17 protein-coding genes are annotated in these 17878 nt (G+C 41.2%); 15 read left to right on the top strand and 2 right to left on the bottom strand.

What is annotated here, in order from left to right:
• Positions 1-53 precede the first annotated feature (53 nt).
• The 6 genes from FTV38_RS03830 (at position 54) to FTV38_RS03805 (ending at position 8403) form a co-directional block, all read left to right on the top strand.
• Positions 54-1034, top strand: a complete 981-nt coding sequence (locus FTV38_RS03830) for a DUF6160 family protein (RefSeq protein WP_180021449.1) — start codon at positions 54-56, stop codon at positions 1032-1034.
• Positions 1035-1230: 196 nt separating this feature from the next.
• Positions 1231-2064 carry a C39 family peptidase gene (locus FTV38_RS03825; RefSeq protein ID WP_180021447.1) on the top strand — a complete coding sequence of 278 codons (834 nt, stop codon included), beginning with the start codon at positions 1231-1233 and terminating at the stop codon, positions 2062-2064.
• Between the two features lie 60 nt (positions 2065-2124).
• Entirely contained in the window at positions 2125-3324 is a 1200-nt protein-coding gene (locus tag FTV38_RS03820; protein WP_180021445.1) for a hypothetical protein, read from the top strand.
• Positions 3325-3336: 12 nt separating this feature from the next.
• Positions 3337-5001, top strand: coding sequence for an OmpP1/FadL family transporter (locus FTV38_RS03815; RefSeq protein WP_180021443.1), 1665 nt, complete (start codon positions 3337-3339; stop codon positions 4999-5001).
• A 32-nt stretch (positions 5002-5033) separates the two neighbouring features.
• Positions 5034-6365 carry a putative pilus assembly protein FilE gene (filE, locus tag FTV38_RS03810; RefSeq protein ID WP_257228639.1) on the top strand — a complete coding sequence of 444 codons (1332 nt, stop codon included), beginning with the start codon at positions 5034-5036 and terminating at the stop codon, positions 6363-6365.
• A gap of 22 nt (positions 6366-6387) precedes the next feature.
• Entirely contained in the window at positions 6388-8403 is a 2016-nt protein-coding gene (locus FTV38_RS03805; RefSeq protein WP_180021439.1) for a hypothetical protein, read from the top strand.
• 67 nt (positions 8404-8470) lie between these two features.
• On the opposite strand, the gene FTV38_RS03800 is transcribed toward FTV38_RS03805, so the two are convergent.
• Positions 8471-9019 carry an NUDIX hydrolase gene (locus FTV38_RS03800; RefSeq protein WP_078192366.1) on the bottom strand — a complete coding sequence of 183 codons (549 nt, stop codon included), beginning with the start codon at positions 9017-9019 and terminating at the stop codon, positions 8471-8473.
• Between the two features lie 126 nt (positions 9020-9145).
• Here FTV38_RS03800 and FTV38_RS03795 point away from each other — a divergent pair, with 126 nt between their 5' ends.
• The 9 genes from FTV38_RS03795 (at position 9146) to FTV38_RS03755 (ending at position 17501) form a co-directional block, all read left to right on the top strand.
• Positions 9146-9754: a CoA pyrophosphatase gene (locus FTV38_RS03795; RefSeq protein WP_078191182.1), complete on the top strand. Its 609-nt coding sequence runs from the start codon at positions 9146-9148 to the stop codon at positions 9752-9754.
• Positions 9755-9789: 35 nt separating this feature from the next.
• On the top strand, positions 9790-10320 hold the full coding sequence (locus tag FTV38_RS03790) for a gamma carbonic anhydrase family protein (RefSeq protein WP_180021437.1): 531 nt from the start codon (positions 9790-9792) through the stop codon (positions 10318-10320).
• Between the two features lie 162 nt (positions 10321-10482).
• Positions 10483-11148, top strand: a complete 666-nt coding sequence (tsaB, locus tag FTV38_RS03785; protein WP_180021435.1) for a tRNA (adenosine(37)-N6)-threonylcarbamoyltransferase complex dimerization subunit type 1 TsaB — start codon at positions 10483-10485, stop codon at positions 11146-11148.
• Between the two features lie 12 nt (positions 11149-11160).
• On the top strand, positions 11161-11985 hold the full coding sequence (locus FTV38_RS03780; RefSeq protein ID WP_180008558.1) for an undecaprenyl-diphosphate phosphatase: 825 nt from the start codon (positions 11161-11163) through the stop codon (positions 11983-11985).
• On the top strand, positions 11979-12797 hold the full coding sequence (locus FTV38_RS03775; RefSeq protein WP_218945800.1) for a class I SAM-dependent methyltransferase: 819 nt from the start codon (positions 11979-11981) through the stop codon (positions 12795-12797). The genes FTV38_RS03780 and FTV38_RS03775 overlap by 7 nt, the downstream gene beginning before the upstream one ends.
• Positions 12798-12922: 125 nt before the next feature.
• On the top strand, positions 12923-14314 hold the full coding sequence (locus FTV38_RS03770; protein ID WP_180021433.1) for a C13 family peptidase: 1392 nt from the start codon (positions 12923-12925) through the stop codon (positions 14312-14314).
• A 28-nt stretch (positions 14315-14342) separates the two neighbouring features.
• Positions 14343-15188, top strand: a complete 846-nt coding sequence (gene fghA, locus FTV38_RS03765; RefSeq protein WP_180021431.1) for an S-formylglutathione hydrolase — start codon at positions 14343-14345, stop codon at positions 15186-15188.
• Between the two features lie 130 nt (positions 15189-15318).
• The gene (locus FTV38_RS03760) at positions 15319-16425 is read left to right on the top strand and encodes a YjgN family protein (RefSeq protein WP_180021429.1); all 1107 of its coding nucleotides are present in this window, start codon (positions 15319-15321) and stop codon (positions 16423-16425) included.
• A gap of 14 nt (positions 16426-16439) precedes the next feature.
• The gene (locus tag FTV38_RS03755; protein WP_180021427.1) at positions 16440-17501 is read left to right on the top strand and encodes a M48 family metallopeptidase; all 1062 of its coding nucleotides are present in this window, start codon (positions 16440-16442) and stop codon (positions 17499-17501) included.
• Between the two features lie 31 nt (positions 17502-17532).
• On the opposite strand, the gene FTV38_RS03750 is transcribed toward FTV38_RS03755, so the two are convergent.
• Positions 17533-17829 (bottom strand): DUF2218 domain-containing protein, encoded by a 297-nt coding sequence (locus FTV38_RS03750; protein WP_078191173.1) that lies wholly within the window; start codon positions 17827-17829, stop codon positions 17533-17535.
• Between the last annotated feature and the right edge of the window lie 49 nt (positions 17830-17878).

Here is a 17878-nt window from a genome sequence, read left to right as displayed (position 1 = left end):
TAAATCGAGTGGTTGAAAATCAAAAAAAATAAATACTCTTGGGAGAGTACCGTATGAAAAATTTCACTAAATTAGCTCTAGTTTCTTCAATCGCATTTAGTGCGAATGCTATGGCTATGCAGGCAATGGATGATGCTGCACTTAGTTCAACTACTGGTCAAGATGGTATTAACATCGGGATTGGTATTTCAAAAATTGAAATCGAAAAACTTTTCATTCACGATAACGACGGTTTAACGGATACAGCTAAGGGTGGTACAAGTACTGCTGGTGCGATCGTTATTCAAGGTAACGGTATTAAGGGTGATGCATTAGAGAACAAAGGTATCATCATTGGTGCAAACTATGGAAATAACGGTACTTATCTTTTAGCTTCTCGTAATTTAGCTGATTTACGTATTGATACAGATGCAGGTACAGGTGCAAATGGTGCATTCATTAATATCGCAGCTGATGTTTCTGGTTTAGATATCAAAATTGGTGAAATTGGTGTAACAGCATCTGGTACAGCGGGTACTACAGGCATTCGTCGTGGTGGTGTTGATACCAACTACAATGCAATTTTATCAGGCCTTTCTCTAAAAACGGGTCCAATGACAGCGAATGTTCAGTTAGGTGCTGCTCCACAAGGTGCAATGATTAAACTGAGTACCACTATGGTTGGTGGCTTAGAAATTCAAAATCTAGGTATCCTTGATGCATCAACTAAAGCAGGTACGGGCGATGGCACAAGTGCGGCTAACCGTGCAGCGGGTGAGATCTTCATTGAGAGCATCAAAGTTGCTGATGCTCGTAAAACTGACTTAACCATTAATCAAGATGTACGTGTGTATGGTAAAGACGGCACAAGCAATGGTTATATTCAAATGGTAAGCAACTCTGGTCCAATTGATAACTATGTGAAAGGTGTTCATTTAGGTAGCCGTGATGCTGGTTCAATTGGTGATATCGAAGTTCAAGGCTTACAAACATTCTACAGCCCAGATATGGGTGTATATAACCAAGGTTCTGTAATTACGATTTCTAGTAAGTAATTTAGAATACAAAGAAGGCGCGTGTTGATCACGCGCTTTTTTTTACAAAAACATGCGGAATGACCCAATAAAGCATAAAAAATGCTGTTTTTTTATAAAAAAAAAGGTATCTTGCATAATACATGGATGTAGAGCTTTAGCTCTAAAAAATAATGAAAAAAGGCACATCATTGCCGATAACTAAAAGTTAGAAGATATGTTAGAGATAGCTGTAGGCTCGGCATTGATGTATTACTTTGCCAAAGAGTCCTTTGATTTAAAAGAAAAGCCAGTGGGAACAGTTCACTATACCGAAACATTGGATTCACGAAATGATTCCTTTACTCGGATGCACCGTGAAACTGTAAAAATTAAACCTGCCATTGAAGATCAATTTCGAGGCATCGTTCGGCAAGCCTATGACTATAGCTGTGGTTCAGCAGCTTTAACGACTTTATTAAATGGTTATGTAGGGACACAGCTAACTGAGCAACAGACCATGAATGGTTTGCTGAAATTTGGTGAAACTGAAAAAATTATCGAACGTCGAAGTTTCTCCTTATTAGACATGAAACGTTTTGTCGCTGCTGTCGGGCTAGAAAGTGGGGGCTACAAAGGGGAGTTTTCAGATCTAGTTAAGCAAGGTCAGCCTGCGATTGTTCCCATTTCATATGCTGGTTTTAAACATTTTGTGGTTTTTAAAGCCTATAAAGATGGGCGTGTTTATGTTGCAGATCCAGCACTGGGCAATATCAGTTTCGATGAAGTTCGATTCCAAGAAATATGGGAAAACAACACATTATTCTTAATCAATGTTGCGCCTGAGCAACGTAAAAATTTATTGGCTTTGCAAGATTCAGACTTGCGACATGTTGAAGATGCAACCGTGAACCGTTATGCATTGGTTGATATTCAATATCCGCAGTTTTACATGGAAAAAATTGCAGACAAGGCATCTACGATACGACTTGATAAAAATATGAATGAAGAGTCGGAGTCATATGGTAAATCGAATTACAACTTTCTAAGGCTTTACTATAAGAGTAAATAATTAGATGAATGCGTATAACTAAGCGTCAGGATTAAAAAAATAAAAACGGTGGGAAGGAACATGAATCGTAAATGGATGAACAAAACAATACTAGCCATGAGTATTCAGGTGGTGATGGGGGTTGCCTATGCAGCTGAAGAGCCAAGCCTTGGAGAATATGATCCGGTTGAACAAGAGACAGTCGTAGAAGAGTCTGTATCTCCTGCTGCTGTAACCCAAGCTGATACTGCACAAGAAGCTGCTGCCGAGCCAGAAATTGGACAGTATGAATCTGTTGAAGAGCCAGTACAAGCTGAGGCACCACAAGTAGAAAGTGCTACTGCCACTGAAAAGGCATCGACAGCACTTCAACAGCAAGAGGGTGATGCAAGTCAAGAAGCTAACTTACAGGAAGTATTTAGCTCGAATGAACGTCAGTATTCATTGATTAAAAAAGGTGAAATATCATCTTTTTACGATATCGATTATACCTATTACCGTGATACTCAACTTGATATGGAAATGGCACAAGGCCAACTTTATCAACTCCGTGTACAAGAGAATGCAACACACTCAATGACCAATACATTTACCGTGCAATACGGTGTAATGGATAATTTGACATTCTCTGCATCTGTGCCTTTAGTGGCGAAAACTGATTTATTAAAAGATACTTCAACCGCGGGTTTAGGGGATATTTCTTTAGGCGCACGTTGGGAACCCTTCCCATTGAAGCAAGGTCGTTTACCACTGATTTTATTTGGTAATTTGTCTACGAAAACAGGTGACAGTCCATACGAAGTCAATGCAGTAAATGATCTAGCAACAGGTAAAGGTTACTATTCGGCAGGTATCGGTGCGAGTACGCGTAAATATATTGACCCCGTTGTGTTGTTTGCATCTGTCTCAGCCAACTATGGTTTCAAAGAAACTGGTTTAAACCAACGTCGTGGTACGCGTGTCATTGAAGAATTTGAACCGGGAATTAGTGGCGGTTTTGCATTCGGTTTTGCATACTCGTTTAATTACGATGTTTCCCTCACCATGTCATATCAACAAAGTTTCAATACCGGCGCTGAATTTACGTATAGCAGTGGCGAATCCTATTCACCTGCAGACCAAACCAGCTCAACTCTAGCGATTTCATTAGGTGTACGTGTATCTCCAGATACGATTGTGAACGGTACGGTGGGGCTAGGTTTAACTGAAGATGCACCAGATGTGTCATTAGGGTTGTCTTTCCCGTTGGATATCCTAGGTTTCGGAAAAAAACTTCGTTAAGAGGGCTGTCGTATGCGTAAAATTCGACTCAGCCCACTTGTAAGTGCGATCGTTTTAACGGGCTGTTCTAGTGCTGCTTTTGCACAATTGGGTACCAACCTTTCAGTTGATGTAAGGTCACTTGCATTAGGTAATGCAGTAACTGCTGATCCTCCGGGGATTAGTGCCGTGCATTTTAACCCTGCAGCATTAACCAAAATTGAAGGTTTGCAAACCGATATGCAGGGGATCATTGCAAACTTTGATATTCAACGTGAATTTACCGTTCCTGCGGGTTATAACGTTTTTGGTTATTCAGATGATCCATTAGTCTGTAATGATGGCCCTGAAGTGACGGCTGATATTTGTACGGACTTTAAAGATAAGGTTGCTGGTGATGTTGAATATGCATCCTTATATGTACCTGTCTTAAAAAAGATGGTGGATTTTGGTGCTGGACAACCCATTGCCGCGCCAACGATGGGGATTGCCTACAATCCACCGGGTTCTAAAGCAACATTCGCATCAGCTGTTTATGCACCTTTGATTGCGGGTTTTGGTGCTGAAAATGGTAACCCAGGTAATTTCATGGGACAACAAGTTGCTCTAGAGCGTATTACTTATCTATCGCCAACAGTAGGCTATCAAGTCAGTGATGAGCTATCGATTGGTGGTGGTGTGGGGATGTCCTATCAAGCCATTGGATTGAAATCTGACCTGCGATTTCCCAATGAATTGATCGGCATGTTAAGGATGATTGATGAAGTCGTCTGTACACCATTTAAGGAAAATTCGGACATTATTACCGACATCTTGCTATTGGGGATGTGTAATACCGAAGAAGGGATGAATCCATTTGGCAAATTTGGTCAGATGGAATTGGCTTTAGAGCAGTCACTGAGCCCAAGTTACAACTTAGGGGTTTTGTGGGAGCCACGCGAAGATTTTAGTTTTGGTATGGTGTACCAAAGTGCAGCGAAAATGCGCATGAAAGGTCGTTATCGCATTCATAATGCAAAAGCGCCTCAGGAGATGATTAAGGGATTAATGTCATCACCAACAGGTCAAATTTTAGCTGCAATTTTAGGTTTCCCAAATTCCGTGCCTAACTCGGAGTCGGGTTTGGTTTCGATGGATTTTGAATATCCACAGCACGTACAGGCCGGGATCAAATATAAGGTTATGCCTGATTTACAAATCAATTTTGATGTGGGGTGGACTGATTATCGTGCTTGGGACAAATTCCGTTTTGAATTCGACCGTCAAATTTCAGCGCTGAAAATTGCAAAATTATTATCTGAAAATGTGACTGATAATTCTTTGGCCTTACCTTTGAAATTTACATCGCCTTGGAACTGGGGTATTGGTATTGAATATTCTGCAACAGATCGTTTGAAATTACGTGCAGGCTATGAACCAAGGAGTACGTCTATTCCTGATGGTAAGCGAAATACCATGGTCCCGATTAATGGTGCGCAGCTCTTTGGTATGGGGATTGGATATCGTTTTGATGCAGATACGGATTTAGATTTATCAATCGGCTTTTTACGCAGTAAAGATAACATTCCAGCGAATACTAGTAGTCTTGCAAACTTAACCGGTGTGAATAATTTACTTTTAAACCCATATGCTGGACTGAATGTAAAAACCGATACGAAAATCACTATCCTAGGATTAAATTACAGAACTCGTTGGTAGGATAAGCAAACAGAATGAAAAGGATTTTATTCATGAAAACGTTACTTGCACTGTCTGTGGTGCAAGTGTCGTATGCCAACGCTGGAGCGTTTCATACCATTATTGGGCCAGATGGGCGCCCAATGGTGGTACAAGTGCAAGAAAAACCAGCAAAGAAACCTAAAGAAAGTCCAACTGCTAAAACGATAGACTCTCAACCTGTACAACAAATTACTCAACCATCTGTAAGCATTAGTCCGTCTCAAACCAAGACACCGATGACACGTCAAACGAGTCCAACAGCACAGGCTGCTGAACCGGTGAAGTTTCAGAGTTTAAGTACACGTGAGCCGGAAAAACGGGATGATAATAAAGCTGTCACAGTCGATAAAATTAAAGAGGTCTCAGGTGATAACGTTCCCAAATCTGAAAAATCAGTACAAGAGTCAGGTACTTCAACAAAAGTTGTACCTTCAACCACATGGACCGAAAAGTTACAGCAATCAGAGCTAACCCAACCTAGTGCTCCGTATCAGGCCAAAGTTCAGGCTGAAAAAGATAAACCTATCGTCGAAAAAAAGATCCTTGCTGAGAAAGTTGTTAGCACTGATAAAGCCGTACAATCTTCAGGTGAAAACTTAGAAAATAATCCTTCAAAACAAGCGGCTAAGGTAAAACAAGAACAAGGCTTTTCGACCATGGCTGGTGAAAAGTATGTCAATAATGAATATCTTGAAGATAAAGAGTTTAACTTAGAAGGCAAAAAGCGCTTTTACACCATGCCCGAAGGCGTTATTGACAGCAAGATGGGGCAAACGCGGATGCAAACCATTGAACGTGAAAAAGGTGTCAGTCGCTCCGTCATTGATAATTTATTTAAACGCAATCAACCCGAAGATACAGGGCCGATCACTTTGGCCACATCGTATTATCGAGTCTCACAAGCTGACACCATTCAAGGTTTAGGTCAGCAATGTTTTTCGAATAAAAAAATGAAGAAAGCCAAAGAGCTCGACTTGGCTCAAGATATTAATTTATGGCCTCGAGCACCATTGTCGGACGAATTTGACTACGAAGTCGTAAAACTAAAATCACCATTACAAAATATTCGTATACATTCATTTGCATCCAAAGTACAAAATCCTACATTTTATTGGCCATTTGCGGTATTTTTAGACAAAAATGGATGTGTCATGGAAGGCGCAGGTGGATTCAAAAATAACCAAGGTGAAGCGGATCATCTTTACCATGAAAAAATAGAAGGCGTGATTCAAGTGCCTAAAGGTAGCCAGTATTTATTCTTAACGCCTTTAGCAACAGCAATAGACGTCGATGGCCGCGTATTAACCAATCAAGGCCAACTTAAATTAACAGCAATCCGTTAAGGACATAAGAAAGAGAATTAGGATGAAAAATAAAATTTTATTACCGTTTGCTTTAACGGCATTGGTTGCAGCGCTCAGTGGCTGTGGCGGTGAAAGTGCAAATGTGAATCCTGAAATTTATGATACCAGTACAACCAATGGTACTTGTAAAAGTAATACCGAAGGCTGTGTTGAGTTCGTTTTAGATTATCCAATTGAAGGTCTGAATTTTAATTGTTCGAGCGACGTTAAAAATACCTACATTACTTTATTTGATCTAAAAGAAGGTGTTTCGACAGGTGCTTGTAAGATTGGCGATACCGTAACTTTCTTTGTCCAAGGTGAAAAATCACGTCGAATTGATTTGGGTAAAGTAGATTTGAAGCAAATTTCCAATGTAGCCAGTGGTACGACACCTCCACGCTTGACCTTATTGGATTTGGCAGCTGGCATCGCGGGTAAACCTGCTGCAACGATTTCAAATACCGACGCAACGGTTAAAGTGGCCATGCGTTTAGCTAAAATTATTCAAGCCTTGGCTTTGAAAAATAACAGCGCAGTTACAGCTACAGATATCCAAGCGGTTTATATCAACAATGCAGATAAAGTATTGATTGATCAAATCACTCGAAATGTCGCGACAGCAGATTTCAGTATCAGTTCAGATACGGAATTTAATGACTTGTTTACACCTTGGCTAGACTTGTCCGAAGTCAGTAATGAAAATGCATTTACCTTAGTTTCAAAACTCATGAATATCTCAACGGCTGCGGTTTACCAGCCAGAGTTTGCGTTGTTTTCAACTGATGACGTGATTACCAATGCCAGTGGTTCAAATGGACTGGTCGGCTGTGACAAAAATGAATGTTCGCCGACCGATAGTTCAAAAGTCAATTTATTTGGTCATTTCATGTTAATGACTGACCGCCAAGGCATGACTTTTGGTAGTGGTTTACAGTGGAAGGGCAAAGTTGATCAACAGTTGAGTACCATTGGTGGTGTGAATGTCTTACTCTTGACGCAGGTTCGACCAACACGTTTAACAGCAACGCCACAGGATAATTGGATTGATCCGCTTACAAAGCAAATTGATAAACCTGGCATACTGGGTTTCCGTTTTGATGCGGAAGAAGCAAACTCTGGTCCGCTGATTATTAAACAAGGGACGCTACTTGCTGACAAAATGGTGGTCGGTACGGGTGGAAGTTTATATAAAACTTTGATGGGTAAAAAAGACGATTATGTTCTGACGGCCGATGATAAGAAAAAATTAGGCCTATGGGAGCAAAACATTAACCAAGTGCAATTTAAAGGCACGATGGATTTATACAAGCTCTATCCGCTGTCGTATTTAGACAAAAAAGTCTTTAAGTCTGTTGAAAATGTTGCTGCTGGACAAAATTATATCTTCCCGTTATATGCAGATTTAACCTTTAAATTTACCGATACCTCGATCAAAACAGTGAAATTGGGTGTGGTGATTGACCGTAATGGTGATATTCGCACAAATATAAAATCTGGCGTGCCAGATGATGTATTTACTCGTCAAGATAGTCAAATTGTCGATTTGTCTACACACGCGACGGAAGGCTGTAGTGGAAAAGATGTGCTCGATCCACTGTTAATGAAAGATGACAAAGGTGTACAGCAATACCGTATCGGAACGACAACCCGTACCTTTACGCCTGAAGGGAATATTAATCCCAATACCATTTCGATTCGTATGATTTTAGCTGATCCATATTTCCACACGCTTGATGGTGCGTTAATTGGAATGAACTCAAGTGTGAAAACTTCAGCGGACACCTCAATGGTTGTGGGCGGTGCTTTAGTGCAGTTACACAATATGATCAATGCCAATGCAGGCACACGTCCCTCTGGCGTTGCTTTGACAGATTCGGATAATAAAGTGGTGAAATGGGGGAATAGTTTGGCCAGCTTTAGTTATATTTATAGCTTAAAAAATCCAAATGATACTGCTGCGGCTCAAACGGCGAAGTTAAGCGGTGGTGATATCTCTTTAGAGTTGGCCCCTTGTTACACCATCAAGGCAAAATAATCGTCAAATATGAGTAAAATAAAAAAGCCCATCAGTGATGGGCTTTTTTAATATTGAGAGCAGCAAATTAACCAGTGTGATCGAGTCGCGTACCAAGGGTTTCGAGATGCATTTCAAACTGACCTGTTTTGCGGTCAGCAAAATAATGCCGCAGCGTTCTTTCCACACTTGGAAAGGCTAAATCATCCCAAGGAATATCTTCTTCACTAAACAATCGTGATTCAATGGTTTCATCACCCGCACCAAATTCACCATTGATTAGTTCAGATTTGAACAAGGCATAAATTTGCCCAATACGGGGAATGTTATACATGCAATATAGTTGCTCAATGTTGACTTCTGCTTCGGCTTCTTCGCGAGTTTCACGCGCTGCACCTTGCTCCATTGTCTCATAGAGTTCCATATAGCCAGCGGGTAATGTCCATAGCCCATAACGTGGCTCAATCGCACGACGGCAAAGTAAAACTTGATTGTCCCAAACGGCTAAAGCACCACAAATAACTTTAGGATTCACATAATGAATAAACCCACATGCGGTACAAATACGGCGTATCTGATGATCTCCAAGCGGGATCGCTTCTTTTGTTTTTTGTCCGCAGTTTGAGCAAAAGTTCATATTCATCGTCATGGATTGTGTGAACCGTCAGAATAACTTAAAAATAAAACTTTGACATCATTTCTAACCAGCTTGGCCGAAATTCAGCTATGATGAAAATAAGATAATTATAAGGATGTAATGTGGATGGATGAGGGTTTATTGACTCAGCGATTGCAGCAAAGTTTACGTTTTTCTAAGCGTATTCAACCCGCGCATGCTGCTGTATTGATTGCGATTACCCAAGAAGATAATCCACGTATTTTATTGACCCGCCGCTCACTCTATATGAATAATCATGCAGGTGAAGTGTCCTTTCCCGGTGGCAAACGTGATGCTCAAGACACCAGTAATATCGTGGTGGCTTTAAGAGAAGCTCAAGAAGAAACTGCTCTAAATCCATTTGATGTGCAGCTTTTGGGTGATTTACCGATGCAAAAAGCTCGGAATGGGATGTTGGTTAAACCGATCGTAGGGTTGATCCCGCCTGATGTAAATTTGATACCTCAACCCACTGAAATTGACCGTATTTTTTTTGCATCATTAAGACAGCTTTTAGAAACACCGCCAACGCCGTATGAAGTTCGTTTTGCCCAGCAATCACTATATTTCCCTAGTTTAAGAGTCGAAAACGAAATCGTATGGGGCTTGACTGCACGGATGCTGATTTCCTTATTTCAATATGGTCTGAATTATCAAAAAGAATGGCCTTTTTTATTAAATTCTCCTTCATTTCATTTGGGCCGTGAGCCTTAAACCTTTATTAGAAAGTCAAAATAGGATGTTTGATCATGTTGTACAAGTTTCAAGGATATAGCCCGAAAGCCACACATCAACCTTGGGATGGTTGGGTTGCAGAAAATGCAACGGTCATTGGCCAAGTTGAATTAGGCCGAGAAGTGAATGTCTGGTTTGGAGCCGTCATCCGAGGTGACAACAGTCGTATCAAACTGGGTGATTTTACCAATGTACAAGAAAATGCGGTGCTGCATACCGATGCGGGCATTGAAATGATCATTGGTGATTATGTCACGATTGGGCATCAAGCCATGCTACACGGATGTACCGTAGGTGATAATAGTCTGATCGGAATCAATGCCGTGGTTCTAAATCATGCTGTGATTGGTAAAAATTGCATCATTGGTGCGAATGCTTTAATTCCAGAAGGGAAGGTGATTCCGGATAATTCTGTTGTGATGGGTTCACCGGGTAAAGTCGTCAAGACTTTAGATGAGCAAGCCGAAGCACGTCTAAAAATGAGTGCCATGCACTATGCCGCTCATTTTAAACATTTTACTCAACTCGAAGTCGCTGAACTTTAGAACGTTATACATGGTAAGCAAAAAAGCCTCGACGTTTTTCCAGGCTTTTTTATGGCTTAAATACAGAAAGCGCTGAGTCTGAGGTGGAACATCTCGCGAACTGCGATGGAGTGGAGTATCATATTCAACGTTTTTTAAGATTAAATTTAATTAAGGTTGCGCATGAAATTACTGGCATTGGAAACTGCCAATGAGCAGTGTTCCGTCTCGATTGTAGATGAAACTCAAGAGCTTTATTTTCAACTCGATTTACGGGCAAAAGCGCAGACGCAAATCATTCTCCCAATGATTGAGCAAGGGCTTAATCAAACTGCTATTGAGTTAGCTGATTTAACTGCGATTGGATTTAGTCGTGGGCCTGGCTCATTTAGTGGTGTTCGTATTAATGCAGCGGTAACACAAGCCTTGGCATGGGCCAATGATATACCTGTTGTTCCAGTATCAACTTTGCAAGCTTTGGCTCAAGCGGCGCATCGTGTACATGGTTTGACTGAAGTAACGGCAGTCCTTGATGCTCGCATGCAAGAAGTGTATATCGCAAGCTATCATCTCGATGCCAATGGCATTATGCAGGTTGTAGATGAAGAACAACTATTAAGCTACGCAGATGCCACACCACAGATCAAATTTACCGTCGTGGGTTCTGGTAGTGAGCTCATTCAATCAGAACAAACACAATACAAAGACTTAAGTGCAACAGCACAAGATATTGCTACTATTGCCCGCGTAGCGGCGCAAAGAAAAGCATGGGTGAGTGCTGAACTTGCATTGCCCGTATATTTACGAGATAACGCCTGGAAGAAAATTTCAGAACAAGGCAAGCCATAATTAGGGTTATATATGGATCTTCTACTGCTGCTCAAAGCGGCAATCATGGGTATTGTTGAAGGTATTACCGAATTTTTACCGATTTCAAGTACAGGGCATTTAATTCTGGCTTCAGAATTAATGAACTTTTGGACCAAAGAAAAAAGTGATGTTTTCGTGATCGCAATTCAAATGGGTGCGATTGCTGCGGTGATTTATGAATACTGGGGCCGCCTGTGGGGTGCAGCAACCGGTATGGTGACTGGTGAAGAAAAAGGTCGCCGTTTAGGTTTTGGCTTAATTCTCGCTTCGATTCCAATCGTGTTGATTGGTTTGACGTTTGGTCAGACGGTGAAAGAACTGCTGTTCAATAACATTGCGATTGCTATGGGGTTGATTATTGGTGGTTTGATCATTATTTGGATCGAAAAAAATCCACCGCAGGTGCGTGCCAAAGAAGTAGAAGATTTAACCATTAAAGATGCGATTTGGATTGGTTTAATTCAAGTTTTATCTTTAATTCCAGGGACTTCACGTTCAGGTGCGACCATTATTGGTGCCATGTTCTTAGGTGTTTCTCGTAAAGCAGCCACTGAGTTTTCATTCTTTTTGGGTATTCCGGTTATTGTCGGTGCAGGTTTACTGGATTTATATCAAAGCTATGATGTATTTCAAGGCACTCAAGATTGGACTGTGATTGCCGTTGGTTTAATCGTTTCATTTGTCTCGGCATTACTTTTGATTCGTGCGCTTGTTGCTTATGTGGCAAAACGTGATTTCATGATTTTTGCGTGGTATCGAATTGTTTCAGGTTTATTGATTTTATTGTTCGCATTTACAGGCTGGAAATTATGGTAAGCGAAATCCGCTTATACACAGAACAAGAGTTTCATGAGAAAGCACAGCAGTATTCTGCTGTGCTTTCTTCACGTGGTGTATCTGTAAATATTGAATTGATTGAAAAATTAAACGCGCGTTTTTTACGTTTAAACTCTGAACTCAGTTTGTGTGTCGATGCAGATGGCTTGTGGTTAGCGGCCAATGGCATGAAGATGCAACCCGATTGGAAAGCAGAAGTGGGGCGTTTAAAGCGAGCATCCTTAAAGTCTGAGATGATTGCACGTGCGTGTAATTTGGCTGAAAAACCACAGCTTGTAGATGCAACCGCAGGGCTAGGGCACGACAGTCTCTTAATGGCACATTTGGGTGCTCATGTGACCCTTGTGGAACGTCATCCGATTTTATTTACCCTATTGGAAGACTCACATCAACGTGCGCAGCAAGATGCGTTTTTAAGTTCGGTTGTGGCTCGAATTGAATTGGTCTTTTCAGATTCGGCAGATTATTTGAAACATTTATCGACGACCAATCAAATCTTTGACGTGGTTTATCTCGATCCGATGTTTCCGCAGCGAGATCAAAACCAGCAAGCCGTCAAAAAGCAAGCTCAGGTCAAAAAACAAATGCAATTATTGCATTTACTGTTACCTGAAGATGGTGAAATGGATTTAGGTGATAATTTACTGGATTTAGCACAAAAAATTGCTAAACGTGTCGTGGTTAAACGTCCACGATTGGCGGTTTTTTTAGCGAATCAAGAGCCGCAACATCAGTGGCAAGGTGATGCTTGTCGCTTTGATGCATATTTCCAACATGATCTTGTGACTTAAAATGATATTTGCTTCAATATTGTTCAAAGATTTGTTATATAGTTAAAAAATAGCATTGCTAAAAACGACATCAGGCATAAAATTATTTGTGCAATTAAGCGAGCCAAGGCCACCATTAGAACTCTATGATTGATTTCAAACCCTCCATCAATTTTTGGCATGATTTTAAAAGCAACCAAACTGCGGGGATGTGGTTATTTTTTGGGTCTCGTCGTTCTTTACAAATCGTTCGTCCATCGATTTTACAATTGGTGTTTTGGGGGATTTTAGGTGGTTGTGCTAACAGTTTATTTAGTTGGCTGAGCACGGGGCGTATTGGTGAATTTAACGCTCAAGGTCTTATAAGTTATGCATTGTGGCCATTTATTGCTTTAATTGTGGGGATTTTCCTATCACAACGTGTAAATAATCCACGGTTAATGTTGGTCCCTGCATTGCTTTGGTTGGTGCTTGATACGCACATCATGTTGTTTCAATGTTTGATTCAATATTTAGGAGATCTCGATTTTCTCCCATACTTTCTGTATGACTACATTCCAACGTTATTCATTATTCTATTTGTTTGGCAAAGTTTGGCTGTCGTTTGGGTGTTTTCACGTGAGCTGAAATGGCCATGGTGGGAGCGTGCACTGATTATGGGTGCGACGCTATTTACTTTGGTCGTGTGGCAAGTCTCAGTCAAAGATCAGCCGATTTGGAAAGTTGAAGAAGTTCCTCCAAGCTTTGCTGAAGATGCCTTCTATGCACAAAGCCGTTTACTCAATAAATCCTTGGATGCAGTGGAATATGGTGAATTTGCCCAATCCCATTGGTACTTCTTAGGGGTGGCAGGTGCGAGTTATCAAGATGTCTTTAAACTGGAAATTGAACGGATTAAAGAACAGTTTGATACACGTTTTGGCACCTATGGGCGTTCGGTTGAGCTTATCAATAACCCCGCAACGCGTACTGAAATTCCGCTGGCATCTAAAACCAGTATGGAGTTGGCGCTGCGTCGTATTGGTCAACAGATGAACCGAGAAAGTGATGTCTTATTTTTATATATGACCTCACATGGTTTACCGAATGTCTTTGAAATGGAAAATGCACCTTTGGATTTGGCGCAAGTCGATCCTAAATGGTTAAAAGAAGCCTTGGATGCATCCGGAATTCGTTGGCGTGTAATTGTGATTTCTTCATGTTATTCAGGCAGTTTTATTCCAGCACTACAAAATGATAATACTTTAATCATTACTGCATCGGCAGCAGATCGTCAGTCTTTTGGCTGTTCGAATGAAGCTGAATACACCTATTTTGGCCGTGCGTTCTTTGATCAGGCGATGCGTGAGCAGACCAGTATTCAAGCGGCATTTAATGAAACCAAAGCGACTGTAGCGAAATGGGAAGCAGCGCAAGGTTTCGAACCTTCTGAACCACAGTGGTCTATGGGGAAAAACATGGCATTAATGTTGCCTCAATTAGAACAACGATTGTTCCCGCCGACAACTACTGCACCGGCTACGACGGTTACGCCTTAAAAGATTAAAAAAGTTTAGGATAAAGATCATGGAATTAGTACAACGAAATACTTGTTTTGCGGGTGAGCAGCGCATTTATCAATTGGATTCTTCAAGTCTAAAAACCCCAACAAAGTTCGGTATTTTTCTGCCGGAAGCAGCCTTGCAAGGCCAAGCGTGTCCTGCATTGTTTTATTTGGCGGGATTAACCTGTACTGAAGAAACCTTTGCCATTAAAGCGCATGCACAGTGTTTAGCTGCGCAGCTCGGCCTGATTTTAATCAGCCCTGATACTTCTCCACGTGGGGAACAGGTGGCGCAAGGCGATCATTGGGATATTGGGCAAGGCGCAGGCTTTTATATTAATGCAACGGAACAACCTTGGGCCGAGCATTATCAAATGGAACGTTTTATCACTGAAGAATTGTATTCGTTGGTACAGGCTGAATTTCCGGTACAAAAGGGTGCGATTGGCATATTCGGACATAGTATGGGCGGTCATGGTGCATTAACTTTAGCGTTGAAGCATCCTGACCTGTTTAAATCGGTTTCTGCTTTTGCACCGATTTGTGCGCCGAGTCAGTGTCCTTGGGGCGAAAAAGCCTTTAGTCAATATCTAGGTTCAGACCGTCAGCAGTGGCTTCAGCATGATGCTACAGCTTTAGTGCAATCCAAAGGGGCTTTGTTTAAAGCCATTTTGATTGACCAAGGCATTGATGATCAATTTTATAGCCAGTTAAATCCGGCGTTGTTTCAGCAAGCGTGTGAGCAAGTTGGGCAGCCACTCGAACTGCGTGAACATGCAGGCTATGATCATGGTTATTATTTTATTCAAAGTTTTATGGATGATCATTTGCAATTTCACGCTGTCCAATTGCAAACAGTAGTTCATTAATCTAAAAGCCAGTAGTTAAAAATATTGAGGCATAGCTTGCTTTGATATACGTATAAATAAAGCATGGTGATGAGCATTGCCATGCAAATGAATAAATTCGACATACCAAAAAAAATAATTTAGGGTACTTATGCAAAATTCACAAATGGAAACGCCGCTTCCGCCAGAGCTGCCCGTGATGAATCCACCGAGTCTATTTGGTGAGACAGAACAGGCTGATGTTTTGGGAAGAAATTATCATTTTAGGTTTAAAGGTAATGCGTCTGAATATTTCGGTATTTGGATTGTGAATATCTTACTGACGATTGTCACGCTTGGACTTTATGCGCCTTGGGCAAAGGTCCGCCGTTTACGGTATTTTTACGGTAATACTTGGGTGTTTCAGCGTTGTTTTGACTTTACCGGTTTGCCTACAAAAATTTTAGTCGGGCGAATCATTGCGCTAGTGGTCTATGGTGGTTTCTCTTTTGCTATAAATTATTCTTGGGAAGCTTTCTTAGCGGGCTTTGTCCTAATCTTCTTTGCGGTTCCTTGGCTCATTCGATCTACGATTCGCTTCCGTGCCCGTAACAGTAAGTTTAGTAATAGCCGATTCTTTTTTTCTGGGACGAATAAAAGCGCGTATTGGTGTTTTGTCAAATGTCTTGCGGTGGTTGTCTTTACCCTTGGATTGTTTACACCAGTTGCGGTCTGGCTATATAAACGTGAATGTCTGAATCATTTGTATCTGGGGCAGTTGAAATTTAATCTGAATAATACGTGGGGCGATTATATGCGTGCCATGTATGTGCCTTTATTTCTGTTTATGGGCTTTGGTGCATTGCTGGCAGTAATCTTTGCAATACTGTTTGGTAGTTCAGATGGTTTAAATGACGCATCTTATGTCTTCATTATTTTTGGTATGTATTTGATTGGCTATATGTTTATTTGGCCACTCACAGCTGCACGTATTTTTATTACCACTTGGAATAACACCACGTTGAGCCGCAGTCAGTTTCATACGGACTGTAATCAATGGCGCTATGCATGGATTGTCTTGAGTAATTGGTTGGCTAAAGTGATTAGCCTCGGTTTACTGACACCATGGGCAGTTGTGCGACTATATAAATATCAGACGGAATCTTTGCATTTAATGTTGGTCGATGATCCTGACCAATTACAAAATCAAATGCAGCAAGATCACAATGCAATTGCTGAAGAATTATCCGATATTTTTGACCTAGATATTTCCTTATAACACAGGTGAATTACATGAAAACATCAGTAGTGAATGCAACCTATTATGATGGGAAAGTGTCAAAACCCTTTGTTGCTCAAATCAGCGCAGATGGGGAACATGCCGTGATTGTGCGTTATGGTCAAGACCTAGAACAAACGCAGCATTACACCTATCAAGATATGACGCTGATTGGAGCGTTAGGTGATATTCAGCCAGTGATCGAGTTAAAGGACGATGCTCGTTTAGAGTTTCATCAACCCTTGCCGGAGTGGTTTAATCTCGATGTGAAGTCGCGTTGGCATTCGATTTGGAAATTAGAGCGTTCACCTTCTCTAATCATTTTTAGTGTGATTTTTGTGGTGGCTTTTGCTTTTGTCTTGATTAAATGGGGCATACCTGCGGCGTCACATGTGGTGGCCAATCAACTGCCTGAGACCGCTTTAACGAGTTGGGGCGATCAGGCGGAAAAATATATTATCGATATGACTGAACCCACAAAATTGCCACAAGCACGCCAAGACAAACTGAAACAAGAATATCAACAATTGGTGGCTGAAAATCGTCCTGCGAAGTTGTTATTCCGCGGTGGTGGTAGCATCGGTGCAAATGCATTGGCGATACCCAATAACACCATTATCGTGACAGATGAGTTGGTTAAATTAGCGAAAAATGATTATGAGCTCATAGGTGTGCTTGCACATGAGCAGGGGCATTTAGTTCAACGCCATAGTTTGCAGCAAAGTTTGTCAGGTTTAGGCATCAGTATTATTTTGTTGATGATTACAGGGGATGGCTCTGACATTCTCACCAGTTTGCCAGTGGCTGCGGTGGGTGCGAGTTACTCACGAGACTTTGAATCAGAAGCAGATTTATATGCCCTAAAACAACTTTCAAAACATCAAATTCCAACGGCACATTTTGCAAACTTCTTACAACGTATGGAAGATGAAGCTGATGGTGAAACAGCAAAAGAGAAAGGTACAAGGGATGAAACTGCCAAAGATCAGAGATCTTGGACAGACTTCTTTGAGTCACATCCAGCGACGAAAGCTCGTATTGATGCAGTTAGAAATTATCAATCACATCAGCATTGAGTGAAAGGCTTTGACAATATGGCGACGTAGACTACGGTTCGCGTTGCCATGTTGCACTGAGTTCTTCTTGTCCCATGCGGATTAAATGATCTAAAACCACATGTTCCAATTGATCTAGATTTGCACTTGGATCTTGGGCTGAAATTACTACATCTAAAAATGCAGCTTGTGGTAGAAGGCTGACCTCTGCGGAGGGTAGTTGAATCTTGAATGCAGTATTTTCTCCAATGATCTGTTCATTGACTTCAAATTTATGTTTCCAATGATTAACTAAGCGCTTAGCAACACGTGCTGCTTGGGCGGTGGTGATGTGTGTTGAACTTTTCATAGATGCAATTTTATTATTAAGTCGTCAGTCCTTTAACTTAGCAAAGTAC

It is taken from the genome of Acinetobacter sp. YH16044, from assembly GCF_013417145.1.
Lineage (GTDB): Bacteria > Pseudomonadota > Gammaproteobacteria > Pseudomonadales > Moraxellaceae > Acinetobacter > Acinetobacter amyesii.
This window is presented reverse-complemented; position numbering and strand designations above follow the sequence as displayed.

Bases quoted from the DNA above. Each gene is read 5' to 3' on its own strand.
- FTV38_RS03790 (WP_180021437.1), top strand. From the start codon at position 9,790: ATGTTGTACAAGTTTCAAGGATATAGCCCGAAAGCCACACATCAACCT.
- FTV38_RS03820 (WP_180021445.1), top strand. From the start codon at position 2,125: ATGAATCGTAAATGGATGAACAAAACAATACTAGCCATGAGTATTCAG.
- FTV38_RS03775 (WP_218945800.1), top strand. From the start codon at position 11,979: ATGGTAAGCGAAATCCGCTTATACACAGAACAAGAGTTTCATGAGAAA.
- FTV38_RS03750 (WP_078191173.1), bottom strand. From the start codon at position 17,829: ATGAAAAGTTCAACACACATCACCACCGCCCAAGCAGCACGTGTTGCT.
- filE (WP_257228639.1), top strand. From the start codon at position 5,034: ATGAAAACGTTACTTGCACTGTCTGTGGTGCAAGTGTCGTATGCCAAC.
- FTV38_RS03815 (WP_180021443.1), top strand. From the start codon at position 3,337: ATGCGTAAAATTCGACTCAGCCCACTTGTAAGTGCGATCGTTTTAACG.
- FTV38_RS03780 (WP_180008558.1), top strand. From the start codon at position 11,161: ATGGATCTTCTACTGCTGCTCAAAGCGGCAATCATGGGTATTGTTGAA.
- FTV38_RS03770 (WP_180021433.1), top strand. From the start codon at position 12,923: ATGATTGATTTCAAACCCTCCATCAATTTTTGGCATGATTTTAAAAGC.
- FTV38_RS03755 (WP_180021427.1), top strand. From the start codon at position 16,440: ATGAAAACATCAGTAGTGAATGCAACCTATTATGATGGGAAAGTGTCA.
- FTV38_RS03800 (WP_078192366.1), bottom strand. From the start codon at position 9,019: ATGAACTTTTGCTCAAACTGCGGACAAAAAACAAAAGAAGCGATCCCG.
- FTV38_RS03795 (WP_078191182.1), top strand. From the start codon at position 9,146: ATGGATGAGGGTTTATTGACTCAGCGATTGCAGCAAAGTTTACGTTTT.
- FTV38_RS03825 (WP_180021447.1), top strand. From the start codon at position 1,231: ATGTTAGAGATAGCTGTAGGCTCGGCATTGATGTATTACTTTGCCAAA.
- tsaB (WP_180021435.1), top strand. From the start codon at position 10,483: ATGAAATTACTGGCATTGGAAACTGCCAATGAGCAGTGTTCCGTCTCG.
- fghA (WP_180021431.1), top strand. From the start codon at position 14,343: ATGGAATTAGTACAACGAAATACTTGTTTTGCGGGTGAGCAGCGCATT.
- FTV38_RS03760 (WP_180021429.1), top strand. From the start codon at position 15,319: ATGCAAAATTCACAAATGGAAACGCCGCTTCCGCCAGAGCTGCCCGTG.
- FTV38_RS03805 (WP_180021439.1), top strand. From the start codon at position 6,388: ATGAAAAATAAAATTTTATTACCGTTTGCTTTAACGGCATTGGTTGCA.
- FTV38_RS03830 (WP_180021449.1), top strand. From the start codon at position 54: ATGAAAAATTTCACTAAATTAGCTCTAGTTTCTTCAATCGCATTTAGT.